Here is a 24,836-nt window from a genome sequence, read left to right as displayed (position 1 = left end):
CAGCCATCAGAACTGCGTGGAGATGTACAAATGCAGCCGTGGACCACGGCCCGAGACGGACAAGGGCTGTGCCAGATCCACACCGAAACTGGCGACTGCGACGTTGTAGCGCAGGCCCACGCCGGCCGAGTATTCCAGCCGAGGGTCGCTGAAGTCATCGAAGGCGTTGCCGATATCGTAAAAGGAAGCCAGGCCGAAATTGCGTGGCAGATCGCGTACCACTTCGATCGTGCCGGTCGCCAGATGCCGCCCGCCGATGCTTTTGCCGTTCTGTTGCGGAGACAGTTCATTCAGCGCAAAGCCACGCACGCTGCGCTCGCCGCCGGCGAAGAATCGCTGCGATGCCGGCAGCTCCCGCGGGTTGTCGATGCGCGTGGCGCCGATCTCGGCGCGCAGGTTCACGTGCCATAGAGGCGCAAGATCGAACACTCTCTCGGCTTGCAGACGTATCTGTAGGAAGGATGCATCGGAGCCCAGGGTGGTGGGCGAGCCGCGCAGTTCGCCGTACAGGCGATAGGGCCGCAATCGGCCTCCGATGATGTAGTTAGGCAATGTGGAGTAGCTGATGCCGGGGAAGACATAAAAATCCGTACGGCGCATACCGGTGACCTCGGTGGTCGTTTCGTTCGACAGACGCACGAACAAGACCCGCTGCCATCGGCCGAGCACCTGGGTCAGACCGGCGCCTGCCTCGGCGCGCTGACTGAGAGTATCGCCGAGCTCTTCCTCCACGATCGTACCGGTGAACTCCAGCTTTTCCAGCGCGATGTCCATGACGGGCACGACGTAGCGCCCGCTGAGCTCCTTGACGATCGAGGAACCCAGCAACTGCAGCTTGAAGCGATGCCCGCTGTGATTTACGCGCCGGTTGTCCCAGGTAAATTTGCCGCGAACATCGGTGTCGGTGCCATAGCCCAGGCTGGTGGCGTAGCGATGCTTGCGGTTGGGTTCCGCCGTTACCGTGACCGGTACGATGAGAGCGGTGCGATCGGGTTCGCCGCTCTCGATGTCCACCATGGAAAAATACTGGCTGTCATCGAGCACATACTGGGTGCGCAGCAGCGAGTCCAAGGTATAGGGGTCGCCCTCCTGCATGCGCAGCAGCCGCCGCATGGATTTCTCGCTGATCACGTCCTGTATCACTGAAATATCGCCGAAGCGGTAACGCGGCCCGGTATCGAGTTCCAGTTCGATGTTCGCCTGGCGCGTTGCGCGGTCGATAAGTAATTCGTGCCGGCTCAGCCGGGCATCCAGATAACCCTCGTTCCTGGCCGTGCGCAGCAAGTTGGTCTTCACCCGCTCGTAGTTGCCGTGATTGAGTCGCAGCCCGGGCACGAGCGCCTCGCCAGCCAGGTATTCCCGGATCGAGCGCTCCTGCGCGCCCGCGCCGACGGCTCGTACTTCGACCTTGGACAGGCGTACCGGTAGGCCGGGTTTCACATCGATGCGCACGTGCCAGGTATCGCCATCCTGCCGAATATCGTAGGAGATCTCCGGTTCGTAGTAGCCCAGAGGTTCCAGCGCCAGGCGGGTCTCGGAAACGATACGGCGCTGCAGGCGCGACATGGTTTGCGCCGTGATGTCGCTGCGCTCCTCGTACCGGGTCAGGCTCAAGTAGGCGCGGATATTATTTTCGATGGCCGTACCGACATCCGGTATCCGGATCTCGATGCCGGCGTAGGCGTTATGCGCCAGCAGCGCCAGTAGCGCCAGCAGATGGCGGACAGGAGCGGCTGCGGTTCCGGACATGGCGGCCATCGATGTTCGTGCCGCGCGTGCCGCGGCACTACTCCGGCGAAGAATCGAACGAAGTGTCCGTCACGGCGGGCGCATTGCGATCCTCCGCTTCGAACCATATCTCCGGCATTTCCGTGCTGGTGAAATCGAATCTCGAGGAGCCGGTCTGAATGCCCGCCGAATCGAAACGGCGCTCCAGCAGTGTGGTGCGGCTATTGCGCTCGACCAGCAACACACTCGAGCAACGCGTGCCGTAGCGTTCATTGAGGACGAAAGGTGATGATACATTGCGTTCCCAGTCCGTGGGCAGGCCGGTCGAAGGCAACTGATCGGGAGGCGCCATTTCGCGATCGGCGAGCGCGGCGAACAGCGATTCCAGCGCAATCTCCGGGTGCATCAGCAACTGTTCGAAGCGCCGGCGGGTACGGGTCAGCTTCGGCCACGGGGTATCGAGCAATCCGTTGCTCAAGCCATAAACGCCCGGAGCCAGGGGCGCGGGTGCGGCCGATCCACGATTGGAGAAGTAGTACAGGGCCCGCGTACCGCCGACCAGCAAATTGAAACCCGAATAGCGGGGCGCCGCGCCGCGCAGATCGTCCAGGAACTCTTTGGGCGAGGTCGCACCCGTCAGAAATCTCGGTACGAGTTGCCCGCGCGACGGCGCTTTTTCGATCGGCGCCTGCAGATCGCGAAAGTTTGTGACTACACCGAAGCGCCCGGAGCGTGCTACGCCCAGCCAGGTGCCGCCGGCCTTGAGATCCCGCCCCGCCAGCACGCGGGGATCATCCTGCCACCAGTTGAGCGGGGCGCTCGGACGATCATGAAACTCGTCACGGTTGCCGGCGAGTATCAGACGATATCGAGGGTGGGATTTCCAGGCCAGTACGAGCAGACACATGGTAGGGATTGTAGAGCAGGAGTTGCATATTGTGCCCGCCGGTCCAGGCATTCGCCCCTGCACCGGCGAACTCGGCATGTTCATCGATGGTTATCATCGATCGTTCAAGGATCGTGCATCGAGCGGTCCAGTGAAATCGGCCTGCCGCATTGCCGGGCTGATTGTCGCCGGAGCCGATCGTTGCAGTATCGTCCTGCGCAGGTGAGCGGAACCTGAACGGACCGGCATCCGAACGGCTTCGGATCCGCTCCCGAGGATCAGCGCGGGCGTGGATGCCATATCCGGGCGCCGGGTTCCTGGCGCAGCGGACGAGGCGCGGCTGTGTCGTACCAGTCCTCGATCAAAGAGAAGGAGATGGAATGCGCCGCGGGAAGCGCCACCCGTCCAGCGGCGATGTCTGCGCGGCTGACCCACCTGGCTTCTTCCAACTCCTGATCCCGAAGTTGGATCCGGCTGCGATGGGCGCGTGCCATGAAACCGAGCATCAAAGAGGATGGAAAGGGCCAGGGCTGCGAGGAATGATATTCGGCCAAGCCGGCTTCCACCCCGGTCTCCTCGCGCACCTCGCGAATCACGGCGTCCTCCAGGCTCTCGCCTGGCTCGACGAAGCCGGCGATCGTCGAGAAACGGCCTGTGGGCCAGCTGGCCTGGCGTCCCAGCAGCGCGCATTCACCATCGGTGACCAGCACGATGACCGCCGGATCGATGCGCGGGAACTGTTGAGCCGAACAACTCGGGTTGGTGCAGCGGAGTATCTGGCCGCCTTGCGAGGACAGTGTCGGCGAGCCGCAGCGTCCGCAGTAGCGATGCTGGTTGCGCCAGTGAATCATGGCTCGCGCATAGGCGAGCAGGCCGGCTTCCTCCTGGGGCAGATCGCCGGCGATCAGGCGCAGATCCTCGAACTTGCCGTATGCGTCCAGCGCAGGCATCTGTTCGGACGGTATCTCCACCGCAAAACAGGCATGGCTGCGGAACTCGCCCAGCAGGATGAACTGGCTGACGTCGAGCGATGCCGCCAGCGATCCGCAGCCGCTCAGCAGATGCGCGCTGATGCCTTGTTCGGACGGGACGATCAGGCTGCGTGAGCGCCAGACCGGCACGAACCAGGATGCCGGGTCTTCGAGTGCTGCGCGCAGGCGCGAGTCGTCCTTGCGCCACGACGTAGCGCGATCAAGATAAGGACCGGCCAGGATGTGCGGATGCGGGCGCGGCGGTGCCATGCGCTCAGTCTAGCAGGCCGGCTTCCCGCGAATACCTGTCATCCGCAGGGTTGCCTGCCGTGGACGTGGCCGAGCTGGTTTTTTCTTTAATTTGCATGCCGGACAGGGATGGCCGTGTGGCCGCGCCAGGGAGTACAGATATTGCCCGGTGCAAACGTGACATTGGGAAATACGTAGTTCGCCCCCGCCATGCAGATGCTGCAACAGGAACCAGGCATGTTCGATCGATAAATCCTGCGAATCCAGCAGCTGAGGATGCGTTGCCGCCAGCAGTTGGCGGTGGGTTTCAAAGGCATCGCAGAATCGCCAGGCAAACTCCATTCCTGCCGCACCGGGCCTTGGGCGGCGTTCCAGCAGGCCGAAGGTGTTGAACAGGTTGACCAGTACCGATGCCGCCAGCTGGATGCGGACATTGCGAGTGAAGTATGCCACCTGACGCGGCGATTTGCCGCGATGTCGGCGCAGCGGCGCGCTTGTATGGCGCAACGCGTAGCTTTGGTAGAGGCGGCGAATCTGCGACTCCGACAGCCCGGTACAGTCGTTGATCGTGCGGGTGCGTGCCTCGTGGCGAAGCATGCGCAGCGCCAGATCATGACGGCGGCGTTCCAGGAAATACCGTTCGTTGCTGATTTGCATCGGATGGGCCGTCCATTCCCGCGAATGATTGCTGCTCTGAACCGCTTCCGGCGGCCGTGTCGTCACTCGGATCCTAACGCAAGTCCGCGGGATCGGGCTGCGCGCGTTCGCCACGATTGACCCGAGTGCCGCAGCACGTTCTAATGGTACGTCGATCAGCGACCGTGCAAGGAAGCACCCATGTCCCAGGTATTCATGCCCCATGTATTCACGGACGACTCGTCGGAAAATCTTGCGCCTGTCTTGACCACGGCCTTGCTCGCGCGCGTGCACGCGCTCAATCTGGATTACCTGGAATTGTTGGTTGCGGACTGTCGGCGCACGCCTTGTACCGGCCAGGCGCAGCGGCTGCCGGTACGGTTGCATCCCTGGATCCGGACATTGTCCCGCGCGGCATGCGATGGGCTGGCGACCTCGCCGTTCGCGCTTTACTCGCTGCGTTTCGATGATGAGCCGTTCTGGGAGCAGGTCTGTCGGGACGCCAAGCGGACTGCCGTCAGCATGCCCGTGACGCAGCGCTATGCCAGTGTCCCCGGATCCGCGGCACATGCATTCTGCGAGGTGGCCCTGCTGCATGCCTGGCATGTCGCCGCGGTCAATCGTTTGAGTACGCGCATCGTGTATGCCATGCCGGAAGCCACCGCGATGAGGCTGGCACAATTGACGATATGGCAGGTGAAGCACCTGGCGGCAGCGCATCCCGATCTGTTGGCGCCGGGTTGGCCGGCACACCCCGCATTCTGGCGGGATCTGCTGCGCTTTGCGCATCTTGGCGACCAGATGCGACTGTCGGCTGCGAAATTGCTGGGTACCCAGCTCGTCGCCGCAACATTCGGATTGCCCGGCATGCGGGACAGGCGGGCACAGCGCCCTGCCCGGCATGGTTGAGGGTGTCATCTGCCGATCGGCGGACGCCGGCGGGCGACTCAGCGTGAGCCACGGCGCGGCATGCCGCCGTCCACGCCGGGATCGCTGCGGTTCGGCAGAGCGCTGCCGCGTGCCAGGGCTGCGCTGCCGAATCGTGCACGGATGTTGTCGATCGCGGCATCCAGCTGCCGATTGCGCTGTGCTTCCGGAATGTCGAACAGGTCAAGTTGAGCCGCCTGGGTCAGATCGCCGGCGCCGACACCGAGCAGTCGAACGGCCGCACCCGGTTGCTCTTCCAGCCATTCATCGAGCAATCGGGCTGCTGTCTGCGCCAAGAGGCGGGATGCCTGCGTGGCCGGGCGGATCGGGCATTGGCGGGTGTAGGTCCGAAAGTCCCGGCGCCGGATCTTCACGATCAGCGTGGCGGCAAGCCATCCCTGGGTCCGCAGGCGCGCTGCCGTACGGTCTGCAATCTGCGCCAGCGCGGCATGCAGATGCCGCCGTTCGAGGATGTCGGTCGCGAACGTTTCTTCCGTCGAAATCCTTTTCTCGTCCCAATCCGCGATCACCGGCCGATCGTCGATGCCCGCGGCCCGCGCCTTGATGTGCGCGGCGTGGCGGCCGAACACCGGCTGCAACGCCACGTCCGGGGGGAGCCGTAGCTCACGCAGGGTGTGGATGCCGAGATTTTCCAACTGCGATGCCGTCTTGGCGCCGATGCCGAACAATGTGCGCACCGGCAGCGGATCCAGCAACGCGACGACCCGTTCCTGCGGCACCGACACCAGTCCGTCGGGCTTGCGCAGCTCCGAGGCGATCTTGGCAACCAATTTGTTGGATGCGATGCCCACCGAGGCGGTGAGACCGGTGCGCTCGAGAATTTTCTGTTTTATCGATCGTGCGATCGATTCCGCCGAGCCCAAGGCATTGCGGCTATGGGTCACGTCCAGAAATGCCTCGTCCAGCGACAAACTTTCCACCAGCGGTGTGAACTCGTGGAATATGCCGAAGACGGCGCGAGATACAGCCTTGTAGCGCTCGAAACGCGGCTCGATGCAGATCGCCTCGGGGCAACGACGCAGGGCCTGGCTCACCGGCATCGCCGAGTGCACGCCGAACCGGCGTACTTCGTAGCTCGCCGCCGCGACTACGCCGCGCCCGCCCAATCCGCCGACGATCAGCGGCTTGCCGCGCAACGGGGGATGATCGAGTGCTTCCACGGCGGCATAGAAGGCGTCCATATCGACGTGCAGCACGGCACGCATGCTCAGCCGGTCTCCACTGAACTCCGTCCCGGTGCCGTGAAAGTTCATTGCAGCACCACCTCTGTGAAGCCGCCTCACGCCTGTGAGGCTGCCTCGTTCTGATGCGTCGGCGTGTTGCCGGCCGGCGAAGCCGAATTCATGGCGGTATCCTCCGCACGCGGCTGCACGGCGATTTCCATGGTGGCGAAATCGTCGACCCTGACGATCTCCATGACCCGCCGGTCGTGGTCCTGCAAGGTTGCGGCTTCGATTTCCGACAGGATGCCGGCAGCAAGCGCCTGGCGAATCTGGTCCGGCAGCTCCAAGGCGGTGACGCGGCCTGTTTTCACGCCTTCGACTCGTACGCGCTTCTCCAGCGGCTCGGCGCCGTCTGCCCGTTCCAGCGCATCTTGCAACATGCCCAGTGGGTTACCGGGCTCGATCGTGCGATAGATTCCCGCAGTCAGCCGGTCGCGCGTCGCGGTGGGGCGCAGAACCTGTTCCGCCAGGACATGGGCGAGCCGGTCCGCAGGCGCATGGTAGGTCTGGCCACGAGGAAAAATGAAGAATCGCATCAGCGCGGCGAGGGGCCGGTTCGGAAAATTACGCAGGAACATGTGCAGCTGCTCCTGGGCCTCGTACAGCAGCGTGCGGCAGCTCCATTCCACCAGCGGCAGATCCTCCTCGTGTCGGCCTTCGTTCTCGTAATGCTTCAGCACCATCGAGGCCAGATACATGCGGGACAGCACGTCGCCGAGTCGTGCAGACAGGCTTTCTTTTTTCTTGAGATAGCCCCCCAGGGTAAGCATCGCCACGTCGGTCGCGAAGGCGAACGAGGCGCTGAAGCGGTTGATGTGCTGATAAAACCGCTGAGTCGGACCGATTGGCGGCACGCGCGAGAAGCGCGCCAGGGTGAGCGCCATGATCAGCGAGCGCACCGCATTGCTGATCGTGAAGCCGATATGGCCGAACAGCGCGGCATCGAATTCCTTGACGCCACGACGTTTGTCCTTGTCGCGTGCGGCGTTCATTTCCCGCAACACGAACGGATGGCAGCGTATTGCGCCTTGTCCGAAAATGATCAAGCTGCGTGTCAGGATGTTTGCGCCTTCCACCGTGATGGCCACGGGCACCAACTGGTAGCTGCGCCCGAGATAGTTGCGCGGACCCAGGCAGATGCCCTTGCCGCCATGGATGTCCATGGCGTCGTTGGCGACCCTGCGGCCGTATTCCGTGAGGTGATACTTCAACATCGCCGCAGGCACGGACGGTTTTTCACCGCCGTCGATCGCTCCCGTCGTCACCGAGCGTGCTGCATCCATGATGTAGGTGTGCCCGCACATGCGCGCCAGTACTTCGGCTACTCCCTCGAATTTTCCCACCGGCATATTGAATTGCCGGCGCAGTCGCGCATAGGCTCCGGAGGCGAACACCGCCGCCTTGGCGGCGCCGGTCGCGCTGGAGGGCAGGGAAATGCAGCGGCCCACGGACAGTTGTTCCACCAGCATGCGCCAACCCTGACCGGCCATTTCCATCCCGCCGATGATGAAGTCCAGTGGAACGAATACGTCCTTGCCCTGGAGGGGGCCGTTCTGGAAAGGCGAGTTCAGGGGGAAGTGGCGCCGTCCGATCGTGATGCCGGGCGTATCCCGCGGAACCAGCGCGCAGGTGATGCCGTAGTCGATACGCTCGCCCAGCAGGCGGTCCGGATCCGATAGCCGGAATGCCAGGCCGATCACGCTGGCGATCGGCGCCAGCGTGATATAGCGTTTGGTGAAATTCAGGCGGATGCCGATGGTTTCCCGGCCCTGGTACGAGCCCTTGCACACGATGCCCGTGTCCGGGATGGCGCCGGCGTCCGACCCGGCGCGCGGTCCGGTGAGAGCGAAACAGGGAACTTCGTCGCCCCGCGCCAGGCGGGGCAGATAATGATCGCGCTGCGCCTGGGTGCCGTAATGCAGCAGCAGTTCCGCAGGTCCCAGTGAATTGGGCACCGCGATGGTGGAGGCCACCACGCCGGAGCGGCTGGCGAGCTTTGTCAGCACGCAGGAATGTGCATAGGCCGAGAATTCCAGTCCGCCGTATTTTTTCGGGATGATCATCGCAAAAAAACCTTTGCGCTTGATGTAGTCCCACACCGACGGCGGCAGGTCGGCCCGATTATGGGTGATGTCCCAGTCGTCGATCATCCGGCACAGGTCCTCGCAAGGACCATGCAGAAATGCCTGTTCTTCCGCGGACAGCCGCGGCGCGGCGGCCGATAGCAGCTTCTCCCAGTCCGGACCACCCGTGAACAACTCCCCATCCCACCACACCGTGCCGGCTTCCAGCGCATCCTTCTCGGTCTGCGACATCGACGGCAGCATGCGGCGGTAGGTGCGCAGGAATGGCCGGCTGATGAAGCGTATGCGCACTGAATCGATATTCAGCAGCATCATCGAGACCAGCATTGCCCACAGTGCGATCGTCCAGGCCGGCGAGCCGGTGCCCGATAGCGTATAGAGCAGCAGTACCGCGCCGAAGATCAGGCTTGCCGCAAGAAGGGATACGCGCTGATAAGTCAGGATCAACGCACCGAACAGGAACGATACGAACCAGATCACGCTGCTCACTGCGAATGCCTCGGACACAGGTGACCCCGACAGTAGCTTGCTGTCCTTGGCTCAGCAAGGGCTCACAAGCTGGAGGAGTTCCGTCTGGCCGGCACGGCCGCGCCGGCCAGACGGCCCCAATCAAATCAGGTCTTTCACCCCGTCGCGTTCTTCCAGCAGCTCCTTGTGGGTGGCGTCCAGGCGCTGACGGCTGAATTCGTTGAGGTCCAGTCCCTGTACGATCTGGTAGTCGCCGTTCTTGCAGGTCACCGGATAACCGTAGATGACGCCTTCCGGAATACCGTAGCTGCCGTCGGACGGCACGCCCATGCTGACCCAGTCGCCTTCCGGCGTACCGTTGACCCAGTCGCGTACATGATCGATGGCCGCCGAGGCCGCCGAGGCCGCCGAGGACTGTCCGCGCGCCTTGATGATCGCCGCGCCGCGTTGCTGCACGACGGGGATGAAGGTGTCCGCGTACCAGGATTGCTCGACCAGTGACAAGGCCGGTTTGCCGTCCACCAGCGTGTGATGCAGATCGGGATATTGAGTGGAGGAGTGATTGCCCCAGATCGTCGTCTTGCGGATCCGGGTGCTGTGGACCGCGGTTTTCTCCGCCAATTGCGCCAGCGCACGATTGTGATCCAGGCGGACCATGGCCGTGAAATTGCGCGGATTCAGGTTCGGCGCATTGCGCTGGGCGATCAGCGAATTGGTGTTGGCGGGATTGCCGACGACCAGCACGCGCACATTGCGATCCGCGACTTCATCGAGCGCCTTGCCCTGCACGGAAAAGATCTGCGCATTTGCCAACAGCAGATCCTTGCGCTCCATGCCCGGCCCGCGGGGCCGCGCGCCGACCAGCAGCGCGGCGTGACAGTCCTTGAACGCGATCTTTGCATCGTCGGTGGCGACGATCTTGTTCAGTGTCGGAAAGGCGCAGTCGTTCAGTTCCATCAGCACGCCCTGCAGGGCGCCGAGCGCCGGGGTGATTTCCAGCAGATGCAGGTTGACCGGTTGGTCGGCGCCGAGCATCTGGCCCGAGGCGATGCGGAAGGCTAGGGCATAGCCGATCTGTCCGGCGGCGCCGGTGATCGCGACATTCACGGGACTCTTCATAAACCGCGGCTCTCCATCTCGAAAGACCATCACAAAGGGGCGCGAATTCTAGCAGGCCGTGCCCAGGGTGGGGTCTCGGGATCGTAAAGCGATTTATGTAAACATATAACTTTATGATTTCAATAAAAAATTACAAAGATGGAGGTGATGCTGCGGCGCCGGCTCATGGCTCGCCCCGATTTGATCAGCCAGCCGGATCGGTTGCCGCGGATCGGCTTTCCTCGGCCGCGACGAGCTGCAATTCCGTGGATACGTGCGGCGCCGGATCTTGCATATACAGCTTCTGGGACGGCTGGGCGAGCGAGATGCCCTCACGACCCATGATGTCGAGCAGCCGCAGGTGAATGTCCTGGAGGATGTCCATGTGTCTGCCGTAGTTCGGCGTCGTGACGATATATACGGCTTCGATGTCGAACGAGGATGAGCCGATCCTGGCGAAATGCGCACGATCGAAGCGTACATCGCGATGTGATTCGATCAGTTCGCGCAAAATGCCCGGAAGCCGCCGCAGCTGTTCGTGGGACGTCAGCTGATCGACGCTGAGGGTATAGATCACCCGTCGCTCTCGCAGGCGGGCATTGTTGCGAATCCGGCTGCTGAGCAGGTTGGCGTTCGGAATGATGATCTGTTCACCGCTGACACTGCGCAGGCGGGTACTTTTCACGCCGATGTATTCCACCGTGCCGCTGAATTCATCGACCTGCAGCGCGTCGCCCACCACGAAAGGACGGTCGAGCGTAATGGACAGGGATGCGAACAGATCGCCCAGAATATTCTGAGCTGCGAGCGCCACCGCAATGCCGCCGATACCGAGTCCGGCCAGCAGCGACTTGATCTGGATGCCGAGATTATCGAGGGTCAGCAGCAGGACCAGCGACCAGATCGTCAGGCGGGCGACGAAACCGATAATGCCCAATGAGCTGGCCGCGGCCTGGTCGCTCTTCAGGGCACCGCGGCGCCGGCGTTGCACCGCGGCGAGTACCGCCGTGCTTGCCCACAAGCCAGTCTGCCAGAAGACGGCAATTGTGAACGCGGTATGAATCGCCTGGTAGGCGTTTTCCGGGAGCTTCAAAGCCAGCAGGCCGGCGTAGACCGAGACGATCGCCAGGAATGCGCTGCTGGTGCGGCTGGCGATCTGGAAGAACCGCTCGGCGAATTCGATTTCCGCGGTCGCCGCCAGCACGGCATGCCGGTTACGAACCAGGCGGCGTATCAGCAACAGTGTCAGCAGCGCCATTGTCGCGATGATGACGAAGGCGCCCCATTGCAGTAGCGAGTTGCCGAAGTAATGGATCGTGAGTGGCCGGCTGAACTCGTTCATTGATCTTTCCTCAGGGCGTTGAGTCAGGGTGCAAAGCCGCTGCCGAACACGCTCGATCGAGGCGCTTGCCAGCACCTGATGGATTGGGGATGGCGACGGATGGGCGGGCGGCAGAATAAATCGCATCTCCTCCGGGTGAAAGGATGCGATCTTTCGGGTGAAGGGACGTGATCATGCGCGAGGCTCGCCACGATCCGCCGCCTGGGGTTGGCCGGCCGGACGAAAACGGCCGTCTGGGAAGCGACGGGGCGACGGGGCGAAGTGGCGCGAGTGAATTTGCCGGGTCGCCCCCGGCCGGTTTTCGGAAATGGGATTTTGGTTCCGGCGCCGTGGTGCTGATACTCTCGGACGGTTTTCACAGCCACTCCGGGGCGAGCAGCTACGGTGCTACTGGAATCAAGTCAAGGCGGCGACACGCTGACGCTGGGTCTGCGCGGGGCGTGGCGCATCGAGAATATTGCGGAAATAGAACATGCGCTGGCGAGTCTGCCTGCCGGTCATGCGCGCGTGCGCATCGACAGCGGCGCACTGGAGGCGCTGGATCTGTCGGGTGCATGGCTGCTGCGCGAGCGGCTCGCCGGCCTGAAGGAGTCGGGCGCCAGCATCGAGTTCGCCGGACAGGCGCCGGCGCAGCTGGTTTTCCTTCAGGACATGCTCGCCGATGCGCACATGCCGCCCGCCGCTCCAGCGGATGCCCCGGCGTCCCTGCGCGATGCGCTCGCCTGGGTCGGCCGTACGTCTCTCGAGCAACTAGGCCGGGTGCATGATGCGACCGGCTATTTGGGCCGGCTTGCCCTGACGTTGCGGAGCGCACTGCGCAGCGCGCATCATTTGCGGATTCCGTCGATCACGCGCCATGTCTATGAGACCGGTATCCAGGCGGTCCCGATCGTTGCGCTGATCGCATTCCTGATCAGCGTCATCGTCGCCTACCTGGGGGCGCAACAATTGCGCCAGTTCGGCGCCGAAATTTTCACGGTCGACCTGGTGGCGATCGCCGTGCTGCGCGAGATGGGGGTATTGTTGACCGCAATCATCGTCGCCGGGCGCTCGGGCAGCGCCTTCGCGGCGGAGATCGGCGTGATGCGTCTCAATGAGGAAGTGGATGCGCTGCGCTCGATGGGCATCGACTATTTCGAAGTACTGGTGCTGCCGCGCGTCATCGGCTTGCTCATCGCGCTGCCGCTGTTGACGATCGTTGCCGACGCGATGGGTCTGATGGGGGGGGCGCTGCTGTCGTCCCTGCTGTTGGATATCCCGCTGCCCCAGTACATTGCCCGAGTACAGGATGCGCTGGCACCCACGACATTCTGGGCAGGCTTGATCAAGGCGCCTGTGTTTGCGCTCCTGATCGCGATGGTCGGTACCTATCGCGGTATGCAAGTGCGCAGCTCGTCACGGGAACTGGGGCGGCTGACGACCGTGGCCGTCGTGCAGTCCATCTTTCTGGTGATCCTCGCGGATGCGATCTTTGCGATCATATTCGTGGAACTCGACTTCTGACGGTTTTCTCGATGGATCACCCCCCCCTCGTTTCCGTGCGCTCGCTGGTCAATCGCTTCGGTGCGCAGCTGGTACACGACCAGATCGACCTCGATGTCCATCCCGGCGAGGTGCTCGGCATCGTCGGTGGTTCCGGCAGCGGAAAATCGGTGCTGTTGCGCACGATGCTCGGATTGCATCGCCCGACCGCCGGCCAGGTGCTGATTGCCGGCAAGGACATTACGCTAATGAGCGAGTCGGAGATGCTGGCGGTCAAGCGCAGCTACGGTGTCACGTTTCAACAGGGAGCCTTGTTCTCCTCGCTGACGGTGGCGGAGAACATCCAGCTGCCGATACGGGAGTATTTCGATGTGTCAGCGCAGGCTCTGGCGTCGCTGACCGAAATGCGTCTGCGCATGGTGGGCCTGCCGCTGGAGGCCGGTGCCAAGCTTCCCTCCCAGCTCTCGGGCGGCATGGTCAAGCGGGCGGCCTTGGCCCGTTCACTGGCGCTCGATCCGACGCTGTTGTTTCTGGATGAGCCGACGGCAGGGCTCGATCCGATCTCGGCCTCGGCGTTCGATGAACTGGTGCGTTATCTGCATCGTGGATTGAAACTGACGATCGTGATGATTACCCACGACCTGGATACACTGATCGCAACCTGTAGCCGGGTGGCCGTGCTGGTTGACAGAAAAATCGTGGTCGATACGCTCGAGGGACTCGTGGACAATCCTCATCCGTGGATACGGGAATACTTTCACGGGCCGCGCGCCCGTGCGGCGCATATGGCAGCGCGGGCAGCTGATGAGGCGCAGCCGTGCCGGGGCGGCGATCTGCGGAACCCGCGCCGTCACCGCTGAGGGTGGTGGAAACTCGGACACTGACGACATTCGCGCATGGAACGAGAAGCCAATTACGTTGCCGTCGGCGCGTTCATCCTGCTGGCCGTTGCAGCGGCCGTAGGGTTCGTGCTGTGGTATACGAACGCCAATGACGGGCGTGAATATACGCTTTACGAAATCTACTTCAGCGGCAGCGTCAGCGGCCTGGATCGCGGCAGCCCGGTGCGTTATCTAGGCGTGGATGTCGGTCGTATACGCCGGCTGTCCATCGATCCCGCGAATCCCGGTCGGGTTGCGGCGATCGCGGAGATCGACCGCAGCGCGCCCATTTCCTCAGCGACGCGCGCCAGCCTCGGCTTGCAGGGCGTGACGGGACTGCTGTACGTCAATTTGCGCGAGGCGCCCGAACTCGATAAAAGCGCTCCGTTGCCGCAGGGGGAGCGTTATCCGGTGATCGAGTCGGTGGCTTCCGACATCGACGTGTTCCTGGCCAGTTTGCCGGAACTGGTGGGCAGCGCCAATGTGCTGCTCGACCGCTTCAGTCGCATACTGTCCGACGACAACATCGAGGGGCTGGCGGCGACGATCGAGCATGTGCGCACGGCAACGGTCGGCCTGCCGCAGACCACGGCGCAGGTGACGCAGCTGATCGTCCAGTTGCAGGGAGCGGTCGATGAGGTTCGTGAAGGCGCACGGGCGATGCGCGGAATTACGGTCGATGCACGCCCCGAGATACGCGCGACGCTGGCTCGCTTGAGTGAAACCGCGGGGCATCTGGCGCAGGCTGCCGGGCGTATGGATGCATTCACGCACCAGAGCGAACGGCAGCTTGGACATTTCAGCGAACAAGGATTATTTCAAATCGAACAGCTGCTGCGCGAGACCCGCTCGGCGGCGCGGGAGTTTCGCGATCTGTCGCGCAGCCTCCGGGAAAATCCGTCGCAGATTCTGTATGAACCGCCGCAGAGCGGCGTCGAGATCGATCCATGACAACAACGATGCCGGATGCCGGGGAAGCGTTGTCGCGCGCGGGACGTTCAGCGGCCAGCGGGTCGTGGCTGCGTATCGGGCGCCGGAAACCGCTGGCCTGGCTCATGATCCCGGCGATGCTGCTGTCCGCCTGTAGCGGATCGCTGCTGGAAAGCGATCTGCCGGTGAATACGATATATGTGCTGGCACCCGCGGCACCGGATCCGGCCCTCCGCGACGAAAGCCTGTCGGGCGCCGCAGGCATCGACCTGTCGATCGCCAGGCCGCATCTTGCTCCCGGCTTGGATACCGATCGAATCGGCGTCCTTACGGGCCGGCGGCTGGACTATTACCGGGCCGTACGCTGGGGAGCGCCTGCCGCCGAAGTCCTGCAGTCCTTGTTGATCGATTCGCTGCGCGATCAGCAACTGTTCAACAGCGTGAGTTCCGAGCGGGCAAGGATCGGCGGCGCCTACCTGCTGGATATCGACGTACGCGATTTTCAGGCGGAGTATACCGGCGAAACGGCAGCGCCTACGGCACAGATATATTTCACCGCTCGATTGATTCGCGTCGCGGATCGCAAACTGGTGCGGACATTCAGCATCCATGCCCGCCGGCAGGCAGCCCGGAATCGTATGGGTGCGGTGGTAGGCGCGTTCGAGTCGGCCGGGCAGCAGGCGGCGCTGTCGCTCGCCCGGCAGGTATCGGCTTCGATAGCAAGCGATCTGCAGAGGTCTGGCGGTGAACCGGATTTCTAGCCGGCCGCGCCGGCATACGTCGAGCCTTGAGGGTCAAGTCACCGCCTTCGGTGAACCATCCTGGCCAGACGCACCGGGGTACGTATACTTAGGCGCCTTTGGCCCCGCCCGTCCGGCGGTCGTCCCTCATTTCGTCCCCAACGCCTCATGTGGTTCAAGAATCTCATCGTTTATCGGTTGCCGGAAGATTGGTCGGTTCCCGCCGCCGAACTGGAAACTCAATTGTCGAATCGTTCGCTGCCGCCCTGCGGCAGCTTCGATAGGCACAGCCGCGGATGGGTGCCGGTCGGGCCCGGCCGGCGATTCGTCCACACGACCAACGGCCAGCATTTGATTGCTCTGGGCGTGGAAGAGAAGCTGCTGCCTGCCTCGGTTATCCGCCAGGTGGCGGGCGAGCGCGCCAAGGAACTGGAGGAGCAGCAAGGATATCCTGTCGGCCGCCGGCAGATGCGTGAGCTGAAGGAACGGGTCGGGGAAGAACTGCGTGGGCGCGCCTTGACCCGCAAGCGATCCACATGCGCCTGGATCGATCCGGCCAATCGCCGGCTGGTGATCGATGCCGCCGGCGCCTCGCGGGCGGAGGAGTTGATCGAAACCTTGCGCGATACGCTGGGGACGCTGGCGGTGGAATTCCTGGAGACCGAGCGCTCCGTACCACAGATCCTGGGGGCCTGGGTGATGGCCGGCGATGCTCCGCTACGCTTCACGATCGAGCAGGATCTGGAGCTGCAGTCGGCGGATCCGAGCAAGCCCACGATCCGTTATGTGCGTCATCCCTTGGATGGAAAAGATATCCGTGCGCACATCGGCGCCGGGATGTTCGCCACGCGGCTGGGTCTGACCTGGAACGATCGCATCGCCTTCGTGCTGACGGAGAAATTACAGGTCAAGCGCGTGGAGTTCCTGGCGATCGAGAAGGACGGCCCCGGGGACGAGGCGGCCCAACCCGCCGCGGAGGAACAATTCGATATCGATTTCACGCTCATGACCGGCGAACTGGCGCAGCTGCTGGCCGATCTGGCAGAGGTGCTCGGCGTGCGTTCTGCGCAAGCACAATCGGCCGCCGCGTAGTTCCCGGCAGTACAGTTCGTATCCGTTTCGAGCGGTCCGGGATGCCGGCCGTCGCCGCCGCGGCGAGCATTGCCCGACACCGCAGCGCCATCCGCAGGTCGGCCGGTGTCACTGCTGCGGATCCAGGGGATGTCCCGCCCAGCGCAGAATCGTACCGGTGACATCCTGTTCGCGACGCAGGTTTTTCATGAGATCCAGTATTTCGGCCGAGAACTTTTCGCGCTCATTCTGGCCTTCCATGATAGCCACGGCGCCCTGCGTGCGATAGCGCAGGACATCGATGCGCCGGTCCAGCGCCGCGGCCTGGGGAGATCCGGGCGCCGCGAGACGTTGTGCGATGCCCAGTCCCAGCGCTTCCGCGAGCGCCGTGTCGCTGCCTTGCATGATTGTCGCAATCGATATACATCGGGCTACCGTACCTGTCGCATGCGCCCGGGGCGGGCTGCATGCCGTCGTGAGCGGCCCAAACGCCGGTGTGTCGAGCCGGGACAACCAACCGGTGATGTCATTCAAGGCTCCCGTCAGGACTGCATCGTCCGGCCGGCGGACAGCGTGGCCATCGGCGCCGGACATCGGCCCGTGCGCGGCGTTCAGCGCCAGCGTCAGGCGGCGCACCAGCGTCGTCCAATAGAGGTCGAATCCTGTAACACGACTCATGGCGTCCAGGAGGGATGCCGCCGCCTGATTGTCCAGCCGGTCTTCGGCACGCCCGAGAGCGCCGAGCCAGACAACGCCGTTGGCGGGATCCAATCGGCGCAGCCGAGTCTCGAAGGGGGTCGGATCACAGCCGTCTGCCTCGGCACATAGACGGATCTGCAGCCAGACCAGGTCTGGGCGATTCTCGTCATGCTGCACGGCGCGGCGGATCAGCGCCAGCGCCTGAGCGGTATTCCGCCGTTCCGCCCAGGCTTGCAGCGCGGCGCTTGCCAGCGTATCCGCCTCGCCGGGCATGGCCTGAGCGGTGCTGCTGACGGAGCCGGTGTGCTGCCGCACGAGCGGTCCCGTGCAGGCTGTCAGCAGGGATGTTCCCAGGATGAGGCTCCCCAGCAGGCGGATCCGTCGAGTCGAGAACTCCATGGATCGGCGGGACGGGGCAGCGGTGCGCCCGGCGCGCAAGGGCCGGCGCAGACCGGGCGGATAGACCGGGAACCGATTGGAAGCAGCGGCTGTCATGACCGGCAGTCTACAAAAAACGATCTGCTCCACGTAGCGGGCATATTCCACCGGTCCCGGTACCTGATAGGCTGGGCGTCTTGCATCTCAACTTGCCGCAATCGTGCCGATCGCGGCGTCGGCGCCGAAGGGGGCGATTGTGATCGAAAGGGAGCCGAATGCACTCTTGCCGTACGGGCCGCCGCAGTATTCCGGCAGCGTAGCGGTGTCCGAGCCCATCGTGGATTACAGCCGGGAGGATCCCAATGAACATATCGGATGACGGTTCGTCTGGATATTGCCGCACCCGGCGCGATGCTTTGCGCAGGTTTCCGGTGGCAGGGCGCATGCTACAGGCATTGGCGGCGGCGATACCGGCCTTGGCGCTTGCGGCTTGTGCCGCCAGTACCTCGAAGGTGAGAGTCCAGCAGGCCGACACGGATCTTACCGCATGCCGCACGTTCGACTGGCTGGCGGTGCGTGATGTTGCCGCATCGCTCAATGAGCAGCGGATCCGCGCGGCAGCGATGCGCCGATTGCAGGACAAGGGCTACGAGCTGTCGCCGGACCGCCCGGACTGCCGTATCACCTATGTGCTGTTGTTTCGCGAGTCGGCGGCCGCCAAGCCGCGCGTCGCTGTCGGCGCCGGCGGCGGTTCGCGGGGCATGGTCGGGGGGATCGGGGTCAGCGTTCCGATCAGCCGCAAGGAGCGGCAGTCCGCTACGTTCATGCTGGACGTGATCGATGTCGCGAGCAATGCACAGGTCTGGAGCGGCTCGCTGGATACCAGCTTTGCGAGCCGGGAATTGACTCAGGAAGAGGCGGATACGGTGGTCGAACGGATCCTGGCCGCATTTCCCTGAAGATACCGCGGTTCCTTGAAGATACCGCGGCGCAAGGGGCGGTCAATGCTTCTGCATCATCATGCATTCCCGATATTCATCCCGATCAGAAAGGATATCGAGGGCCGTTTGGTGCTAATGCACAGCTTCACGCTGCAGCAACTCATCGATCGTGATGCCTACTACGGGTAGACCGCCAAAAATAGTGCCGACACGATTGTTCTCGAAATGCAGGAGCGCGGCCTGCGAGGCATGTTCAGGCAGCGGCACGAATCCGACCTGCGCGGCGAGATCAGGGCCGTCGAGCAGATAGAAGCGGATGAAGTCGCGTATTTCAGGCCGTTGTGCCGCATTTTCAGCGATATACACGAACAAGGGCCGTGACAGCGGCCGATAGCTGCCGTCGAGAACCGTCGTCAGATCGGGGAGGACGGTTGCGCCGCTGTCGGCCTGGATGCCCACTGCCCGCATATTTTCCTTGTGCGCGATGTAGTAGGCGTACCCGAAATAGCCTAGCGCATTCTTGTTGTGCTCGACGCCTTGCACGAGCACATTGTCGTCTTCACTCGCCGTATAATCGCCGCGGCTTGATTTGGCCTCTCCCATGACTGCCTCGGTGAAATAGTCGAACGTTCCCGAGTCTGCTCCGGGACCGAATAGCATCAGCGGCATGTCGGGCCATTCGGGGCGCACCTGGTTCCAGCGCGTGATCTTGCCTTGTGCGGCGGGTTCCCACATTTTCCTCAGATCGGCGATGGTCAACGATTCGACCCAGTCGTTTTCAGGGTTGACCGCCACGGTGATGGCATCGAACGCGATCGGTAATTCCAGGTAACGCTCACCGCTCGCGCGGCAGGCTTCCATTTCACCTTTCAGTATGGGCCGCGACGCATTGGTTATATCGGCATCTCCGCGGCAGAGTTTCTTGAAACCTCCGCCAGTACCCGATAATCCCACCGTGACCCGGACAGCCCCGCGCCGGGCAAGCTGGAACTCCTCCGCCACCGCTTCTGCGATGGGAAACACCGTGCTCGACCCATCGATCCTGACGATCGGCTTGCGGCCGGCCCGGCTCTCGGCGGTATTCTTGCTACCGCAGGCACTCAGCATGAGCGCAGGAGCACCGATCAGCAACAGCGCCGCCAGACAGGCCGAAAGCGCCCGGAAATATCTCGCAAGCCGCCGCGTCAGTAGCTGCCCTGCCGATCGTGGTGACATCGCGCCATTGCCTCGTGCTTCGCATCGCAGGGGCGCAAGTGTGCGATATATTTGCAACATCCGCCACGCTCAGGCCAGTCGTTCGGCGTATCGCCCTTCCGGAAGTCGCCGTGGCGATGCCAGGGATAGTCGCCCCTGTTTAACGATCCGGGTATCGCAAGGTTACGCGGGAGGCTAGAATCGCGCGCCCATTTTCCCGCCGCGGCCCATGCCGCATTTGCAGAGGTTCCCTTGCCCGTCGACAGGCCACAGGCCGCACCCGAAGACTCCATCCCGCCCGAAGGTACAAGGTTTCGCGATCTACTGGCGAATGAGGCCCTGCTCACGGCGTTGGATGCGGTCGGCTACGAATCGCCTTCGCCTATCCAGGCGGCGACGATACCCCCTCTGCTGGCGGGCGCCGATGTGCTGGGCCAGGCGCAGACCGGGACAGGCAAGACCGCCGCGTTTGCACTGCCGATCTTGTCGAGGATCGAGCTGGCGCGGCGCGCTCCCCAGGCGCTAGTGCTGGTGCCGACGCGTGAGCTGGCGATCCAGGTCGCCGAGGCCTTTCAGCGCTACGCAGCAGGAATGAGTGCTTTTCATGTTGCGCCGATCTACGGCGGACAAAGCTATACGCCCCAGTTGCAGACCCTGCGGCGCGGCGTCCATACCGTCGTCGGTACGCCGGGACGCATCATGGATCATATCGAGCGCGGCACGCTCGCTCTGGAAACGCTGAAATATTTTGTGCTCGACGAAGCGGACGAGATGCTGCGCATGGGCTTCATCGATGACGTCGAGTGGATACTGGAGCGGGCGCCGCGGTGTCAGACTGCACTGTTTTCCGCGACGATGCCTGCGGCGGTACGCCGTATCGCGCAGAAGTATCTGCGCGAACCGGTGGAAGTGACCATCAAGAGCAAGACTACGACGGCAGCCAAGATCCGCCAGCGCTATTGGATCGTCAGCGGAGTGCACAAGCTCGATGCCCTGACGCGCATCCTGGAAGCCGAACCTTTCGACGGCATGCTGGTGTTTGCTCGCACCAAACTCGCGACGGAAGACTTGACGCAGCGGCTCGCGGCGCGTGGCTTCGCGGTCGAGGCATTGAACGGCGACATCGCTCAGGCACAGCGTGAACGCACGATCACGAGGCTCAAGGCGGGCCAGATCGACATCGTCGTGGCGACCGACGTCGCGGCGCGGGGACTCGATGTCGAACGCATCAGTCATGTGGTGAACTATGATGTTCCCTACGATCCGGAATCCTATGTGCACCGCATCGGCCGCACGGGCCGCGCCGGGCGCAGCGGCGAGGCCATCCTGTTCATTGCGCCGCGTGAACGAAACATGCTGCGCGTGATCGAGCGGGCCACTCGCCAGAGCATCGCCCCGATGCAACTGCCCAGCATCGAAGACGTCAATCGGCGGCGCGTCGAACGATTCAACGAACGCCTCACCCAGATATTGGCCAGCGGTGCCGGCAATGCAATGCGCAATGTCGTCGAACGCTACCAGCAGGAGCATGATGTACCGATGGTCGAGATCGCCGCGGCCCTGGCAAGTATCGTGCAGGGGACGAAATCGCTGATGGAGAGTTCGGACTCGGTCGAGGCCGGTCCGGTCGAGGCCGGTTCCCGGGAAGTCCACACGCCTCCGGCAGGCGAGTTCGAACATCGGCCCGCATTGCGGGGCGAGGCTCGGGCCGCCGTATCGCGATCCAGGCTTGAGTCGGTATCGGATGGACCGACAAGGCGGCCGGAGCGGCCTTCCGGGAAAGGCGCGGGCCGAGTTTCACCGACCGAGGTGGAGACGTACCGCATCGAGGTCGGTCAGGTGCATGGCGTCAAACCCGCCAATATCGTCGGTGCCATCGCCAACGAGGCGGGCCTCGACGGACGCCACATCGGCCGCGTGGTGATCTGCGAGGATCATAGTTTTGTCGATTTGCCGCCGGGCATGCCCAAGGAGGTGTTTCGCGAGTTACAGAAGACGCGCATCGCCGGACAGAAGCTGCAGATCAGCCGTGCTTTGAAGACGCAGGTGCAGAAGATGCGCCGGGAGCGTCCAAGTGAATCAGCAAGGGGTAAATCAGCAAGAGGCGGGCCTGCGAAGCGCGAATCCACGCGGCCGCCGCGGCGTTGATGCGAAGGCGTCGGCAACCGCCGGACAGTAAGCGGGCATCGTTGTCGATGCCCGCCGTTTCCGCGGTCGGTTTCCGGTTTTCTCCCGCCAGTTGCAGGATTCCCGCTGCTCAGTTCCCGGATTTCTGCTGCCAGTTTCCGGACGCTTGCGCCTTGCTGCGCTTTTGACGCGGCTCCCGAAGGCGCTGCTTTCCAGCCTTCCGCATCGCTTCCAGTTCCTGGGTGTCGAGCATGCCGTTGCCGTCGGTATCCGCCTGGTCGAACCTGGACATGGCGCCGTCGACGAATTCATCCTTGCTGAGTCTGCCGTCGCCGTCGGCATCCAGACGTTCGAACATGGTCTTGTGGTTCATGTCCTTGTGCATGCGTCTGTGTTCGTGCCTGGCGCCCTTGCGAGGCGGCTGATCCGTATTCGTCTTTGCGGCGGCTCCAGGCGCTTTCGTATCGGTACGCCGGTCCGCTTCATCCAGGTAGCCGTCTGAATTTTTGTCCATTCGCGCGAAGAGTTCGACTCTCGCATTCCGGAATTCATCGCGGCTGATGGCGCCGTCCCCGTCCTTGTCGGCCTGGCTGAGCATGGGATCCGGTCCGCCGTCGCGCGCATGCGCCGCGACGACGCCGGCCGAGGTTACCAGCAGAGTTCCGAGGATGATTGATTTCAACATGGTCGCTCCTGTCGTAAGGTATGGGCCGTATCGCTACGGCGATTCGGCGCTTGACAGAACATAAAGCGCGCCAGGTGCGGTTTGGTTGACAAGGCGTTTCCATGGTCTTTGCAGCGGCCTGGCCGATCCCGGTAGATGCGGACCGTCGCCCGGTGTACGGCAAATGCTATTCTGTCGACGGTCCGATTACAGAATACTGTGATTCCTTGCCCTAGCAGGCACTCTCCGCCAGCCGGATGAAAGCCAGCCCGACAAAACAGCGAGTCCGTCCAGCCTTTCAACTCAACCCGGCCTCCGATCCCAGGTATGAACCACGCTCCGGTCCAGACCGCATCCCTGTCGGATCCCCGGCTGACACGCCTGAGAAGATCGGTGTTCGCATACGCAGGCATCATCGCCGCCATCGCGTGGGTCTACGCCATGGCAAGCGTATTCGTCGACCGACAGCAGACGCGTGCGGCGGCCCGTACGGCATTGTTGAATTTTGCCACGGGATTGAATTTGCATACCGAGGCCGTCCTGGCCGATGGGCTGGGTTCAGCGCAGGCGGCAGCCAGTCATCTCGAGGCGATCGGCGGAATACGACATGCCGAGGAGCGCGAAGCATTGAGAATGTTGCGCAGCGATCTGGTCGGCGGCGCCTATGTAGACGCTCTGTTCGTGGCGGCGCCGGATCGCTTCATGGCAGCGGCACGGGGAGACTATCGCGAGGCGGCATCCCGGCCGCCTGAGTGGCTGTTGGGTGCCTTCCGCGAGGCGCCTTCCATGTTCGTCGGTACGCCGATCCCGGTGCCGGTCAATCCCGCGCAACGCGTCATTCCGATTGCCGTGCGGATCGCTGCGCCGGCAGGAGAGATCCGATATGCAGGTGCCTGGTTCGACATCGAGGCGCTGCACCGGCGCTACGAGCGCACGTTGCCTGCGGATGCGGTCATAGGGTTGATGACCGAAAACGGCGATATTCTGGCGCGCGTCGTATCCGGCGCAGCCGCCGACCTGCCGATGTCGACGCGAATCAGCAGCACGGAGCGGCAACATATCCTGCGGGCGGTACAGCAGCAGCCGACGATCCTCGAATTTCGTGCCCAGGCTGGCAGTGCCGGCATGATGTACGCTGTCTCCCGGCCGCAGCCGGCCGCCGCCTTGCTCACAGTCGTGGGGCGCACCCATCGATCGATCATGGCGTCGTGGCGGGAGCGAATGCTGAAAATGGTGATCGTGGCGAGTATATCGAGCATCATGCTGCTGCTGTTGACTTTGGCCTTACAGCACTATGCCAAGGAACTGGATCGCGCCCGGAAGGCGCTGCAGGGAGCCAACGAGACGCTGGAGCAGCGAGTCGCCGAGCGTACTTCCCAACTGGCGCTGGCGAACGAGCGCCTGGCGGCGGCGAATGACGAACTGGAAGCATTCAGTGCCGCGGCATCTCACGATCTGCGCTCTCCGCTTACGACGATTTCCGGCCAGGCAGGGTTGCTGGAGTTGAGGTTGAACGAATCTGCGGACCCGGAAGTGCGCAAGCGGCTCGATCGCATCCATGCCGGGGTGCGCGGTGCGGTCGAGGTGATCGACGGCATGCTTTCGCTCGCACGCGTTTCACGTCATGAGCTGGCTTGCGAGGAGGTTTCCTTAAGCGGCCTCGTGCGTCAATGCATCGATGACATTGCCGAACAGCACGGGCGCATCGATATCGACAGTCATGTCCAGCCTGGCCTGATCGTGATGGCCGACCCTCGCCTGATGAAATCCCTGGTGTTCAACCTGGTGTCCAATGCCTGGAAATACAGCGTCGGCAAGCCGCGGGTCCGTATCGAGTTCAGCTGCGAAGAAGGACACGAGAGGATTTATTGCCTACGTGATCATGGTGTGGGTTTCGATATGGCGCATGCCGGGAATCTGTTTCAACCGTTTCGGCGGTTGCACTCGGCTACGGACTTTCCGGGTACCGGCGTGGGCTTGGCGCTGGTGGCGCGTATCGTGAATCGCTACGGCGGCAAGATTTGGGCGGCCGGCGTCGTCGGTGAGGGGGCTGCCTTCCATTTCACCTTGCCGCTGGCCAGCGCTGCCTAGACCTA

22 protein-coding genes are annotated in these 24,836 nt (G+C 63.1%); 10 read left to right on the top strand and 12 right to left on the bottom strand.

Features of this window, described 5'->3' with window-relative positions; genetic code table 11:
- Positions 1–6: 6 nt before the first annotated feature.
- The gene (locus ACG33_RS14105; RefSeq protein ID WP_066922132.1) at positions 7–1,758 is read right to left on the bottom strand and encodes an autotransporter assembly complex protein TamA; all 1,752 of its coding nucleotides are present in this window, start codon (positions 1,756–1,758) and stop codon (positions 7–9) included.
- Between the two features lie 28 nt (positions 1,759–1,786).
- A complete protein-coding gene (locus ACG33_RS14100; protein ID WP_083536979.1) occupies positions 1,787–2,635 on the bottom strand; it encodes an NRDE family protein in 849 nt (282 codons plus the stop codon).
- On the opposite strand from ACG33_RS14100, the gene ACG33_RS14095 reads away from it, so the two are divergent.
- Positions 2,634–2,840, top strand: a complete 207-nt coding sequence (locus ACG33_RS14095) for a hypothetical protein (protein ID WP_066922131.1) — start codon at positions 2,634–2,636, stop codon at positions 2,838–2,840. The two genes, ACG33_RS14100 and ACG33_RS14095, sit on opposite strands and share 2 nt — an antisense overlap.
- Positions 2,841–2,892: 52 nt before the next feature.
- Here the strand turns inward: ACG33_RS14095 and nudC are convergent, their stop codons facing one another.
- The gene (gene nudC / locus ACG33_RS14090) at positions 2,893–3,855 is read right to left on the bottom strand and encodes an NAD(+) diphosphatase (RefSeq protein ID WP_066922130.1); all 963 of its coding nucleotides are present in this window, start codon (positions 3,853–3,855) and stop codon (positions 2,893–2,895) included.
- Between the two features lie 9 nt (positions 3,856–3,864).
- Complete coding sequence (locus ACG33_RS16390) at positions 3,865–4,491, bottom strand: FlhC family transcriptional regulator (protein WP_168160105.1); 627 nt, start codon at positions 4,489–4,491, stop codon at positions 3,865–3,867.
- Between the two features lie 180 nt (positions 4,492–4,671).
- On the opposite strand from ACG33_RS16390, the gene ACG33_RS16385 reads away from it, so the two are divergent.
- The gene (locus ACG33_RS16385) at positions 4,672–5,379 is read left to right on the top strand and encodes a hypothetical protein (protein ID WP_066922127.1); all 708 of its coding nucleotides are present in this window, start codon (positions 4,672–4,674) and stop codon (positions 5,377–5,379) included.
- Positions 5,380–5,417: 38 nt separating this feature from the next.
- Here ACG33_RS16385 and ACG33_RS14075 read toward each other — a convergent pair whose 3' ends face one another.
- From ACG33_RS14075 to ACG33_RS14060, 4 genes are all read right to left on the bottom strand, one after another.
- A complete protein-coding gene (locus tag ACG33_RS14075; protein ID WP_066922125.1) occupies positions 5,418–6,671 on the bottom strand; it encodes a DNA polymerase IV in 1,254 nt (417 codons plus the stop codon).
- 26 nt (positions 6,672–6,697) lie between these two features.
- Entirely contained in the window at positions 6,698–9,214 is a 2,517-nt protein-coding gene (locus tag ACG33_RS14070) for an acyl-CoA dehydrogenase (RefSeq protein ID WP_066922123.1), read from the bottom strand.
- A gap of 120 nt (positions 9,215–9,334) precedes the next feature.
- Positions 9,335–10,312, bottom strand: coding sequence for a malate dehydrogenase (locus ACG33_RS14065; protein ID WP_066923494.1), 978 nt, complete (start codon positions 10,310–10,312; stop codon positions 9,335–9,337).
- 184 nt (positions 10,313–10,496) lie between these two features.
- Positions 10,497–11,633, bottom strand: a complete 1,137-nt coding sequence (locus ACG33_RS14060; protein WP_066922121.1) for a mechanosensitive ion channel family protein — start codon at positions 11,631–11,633, stop codon at positions 10,497–10,499.
- Between the two features lie 384 nt (positions 11,634–12,017).
- On the opposite strand from ACG33_RS14060, the gene ACG33_RS14055 reads away from it, so the two are divergent.
- The 5 genes from ACG33_RS14055 (at position 12,018) to ACG33_RS14035 (ending at position 16,758) form a co-directional block, all read left to right on the top strand.
- On the top strand, positions 12,018–13,136 hold the full coding sequence (locus ACG33_RS14055; protein WP_066922119.1) for an ABC transporter permease: 1,119 nt from the start codon (positions 12,018–12,020) through the stop codon (positions 13,134–13,136).
- Positions 13,137–13,147: 11 nt separating this feature from the next.
- Positions 13,148–13,975 (top strand): ABC transporter ATP-binding protein, encoded by an 828-nt coding sequence (locus ACG33_RS14050; RefSeq protein ID WP_066922117.1) that lies wholly within the window; start codon positions 13,148–13,150, stop codon positions 13,973–13,975.
- Positions 13,976–14,011: 36 nt separating this feature from the next.
- Positions 14,012–14,947, top strand: a complete 936-nt coding sequence (locus ACG33_RS14045) for an MlaD family protein (RefSeq protein ID WP_066922115.1) — start codon at positions 14,012–14,014, stop codon at positions 14,945–14,947.
- Entirely contained in the window at positions 14,944–15,687 is a 744-nt protein-coding gene (locus ACG33_RS14040) for an ABC-type transport auxiliary lipoprotein family protein (RefSeq protein WP_083536973.1), read from the top strand. Before ACG33_RS14045 ends, ACG33_RS14040 begins: the two co-directional genes overlap by 4 nt.
- Positions 15,688–15,834: 147 nt before the next feature.
- Positions 15,835–16,758: a recombination-associated protein RdgC gene (locus ACG33_RS14035; protein WP_066922111.1), complete on the top strand. Its 924-nt coding sequence runs from the start codon at positions 15,835–15,837 to the stop codon at positions 16,756–16,758.
- Between the two features lie 108 nt (positions 16,759–16,866).
- Here the strand turns inward: ACG33_RS14035 and ACG33_RS14030 are convergent, their stop codons facing one another.
- The gene (locus ACG33_RS14030; RefSeq protein ID WP_157071810.1) at positions 16,867–17,931 is read right to left on the bottom strand and encodes a hypothetical protein; all 1,065 of its coding nucleotides are present in this window, start codon (positions 17,929–17,931) and stop codon (positions 16,867–16,869) included.
- Positions 17,932–18,018: 87 nt separating this feature from the next.
- Positions 18,019–18,150: a hypothetical protein gene (locus ACG33_RS16915; RefSeq protein ID WP_257721737.1), complete on the bottom strand. Its 132-nt coding sequence runs from the start codon at positions 18,148–18,150 to the stop codon at positions 18,019–18,021.
- 26 nt (positions 18,151–18,176) lie between these two features.
- Between ACG33_RS16915 and ACG33_RS14025 the strand changes: the two genes are divergently transcribed.
- The gene (locus ACG33_RS14025) at positions 18,177–18,773 is read left to right on the top strand and encodes a DUF4136 domain-containing protein (RefSeq protein WP_066922106.1); all 597 of its coding nucleotides are present in this window, start codon (positions 18,177–18,179) and stop codon (positions 18,771–18,773) included.
- 114 nt (positions 18,774–18,887) lie between these two features.
- On the opposite strand, the gene ACG33_RS14020 is transcribed toward ACG33_RS14025, so the two are convergent.
- A complete protein-coding gene (locus ACG33_RS14020; RefSeq protein WP_407696502.1) occupies positions 18,888–19,862 on the bottom strand; it encodes a PstS family phosphate ABC transporter substrate-binding protein in 975 nt (324 codons plus the stop codon).
- Positions 19,863–20,201: 339 nt separating this feature from the next.
- On the opposite strand from ACG33_RS14020, the gene ACG33_RS14015 reads away from it, so the two are divergent.
- A complete protein-coding gene (locus tag ACG33_RS14015) occupies positions 20,202–22,097 on the top strand; it encodes a DEAD/DEAH box helicase (protein WP_066922104.1) in 1,896 nt (631 codons plus the stop codon).
- Positions 22,098–22,206: 109 nt separating this feature from the next.
- On the opposite strand, the gene ACG33_RS14010 is transcribed toward ACG33_RS14015, so the two are convergent.
- Positions 22,207–22,761, bottom strand: a complete 555-nt coding sequence (locus tag ACG33_RS14010; RefSeq protein ID WP_066922102.1) for an EF-hand domain-containing protein — start codon at positions 22,759–22,761, stop codon at positions 22,207–22,209.
- Positions 22,762–23,067: 306 nt separating this feature from the next.
- Here ACG33_RS14010 and ACG33_RS14005 point away from each other — a divergent pair, with 306 nt between their 5' ends.
- Positions 23,068–24,831 (top strand): sensor histidine kinase, encoded by a 1,764-nt coding sequence (locus tag ACG33_RS14005; protein ID WP_066922100.1) that lies wholly within the window; start codon positions 23,068–23,070, stop codon positions 24,829–24,831.
- Positions 24,832–24,836: the final 5 nt, after the last annotated feature.

The organism is Steroidobacter denitrificans, from assembly GCF_001579945.1.
Taxonomy (GTDB): Bacteria; Pseudomonadota; Gammaproteobacteria; order Steroidobacterales; family Steroidobacteraceae; genus Steroidobacter; species Steroidobacter denitrificans.
The sequence above is the reverse complement of the archived record's forward strand: the minus strand, read 5'-3'. Positions and strand labels throughout refer to the sequence as shown.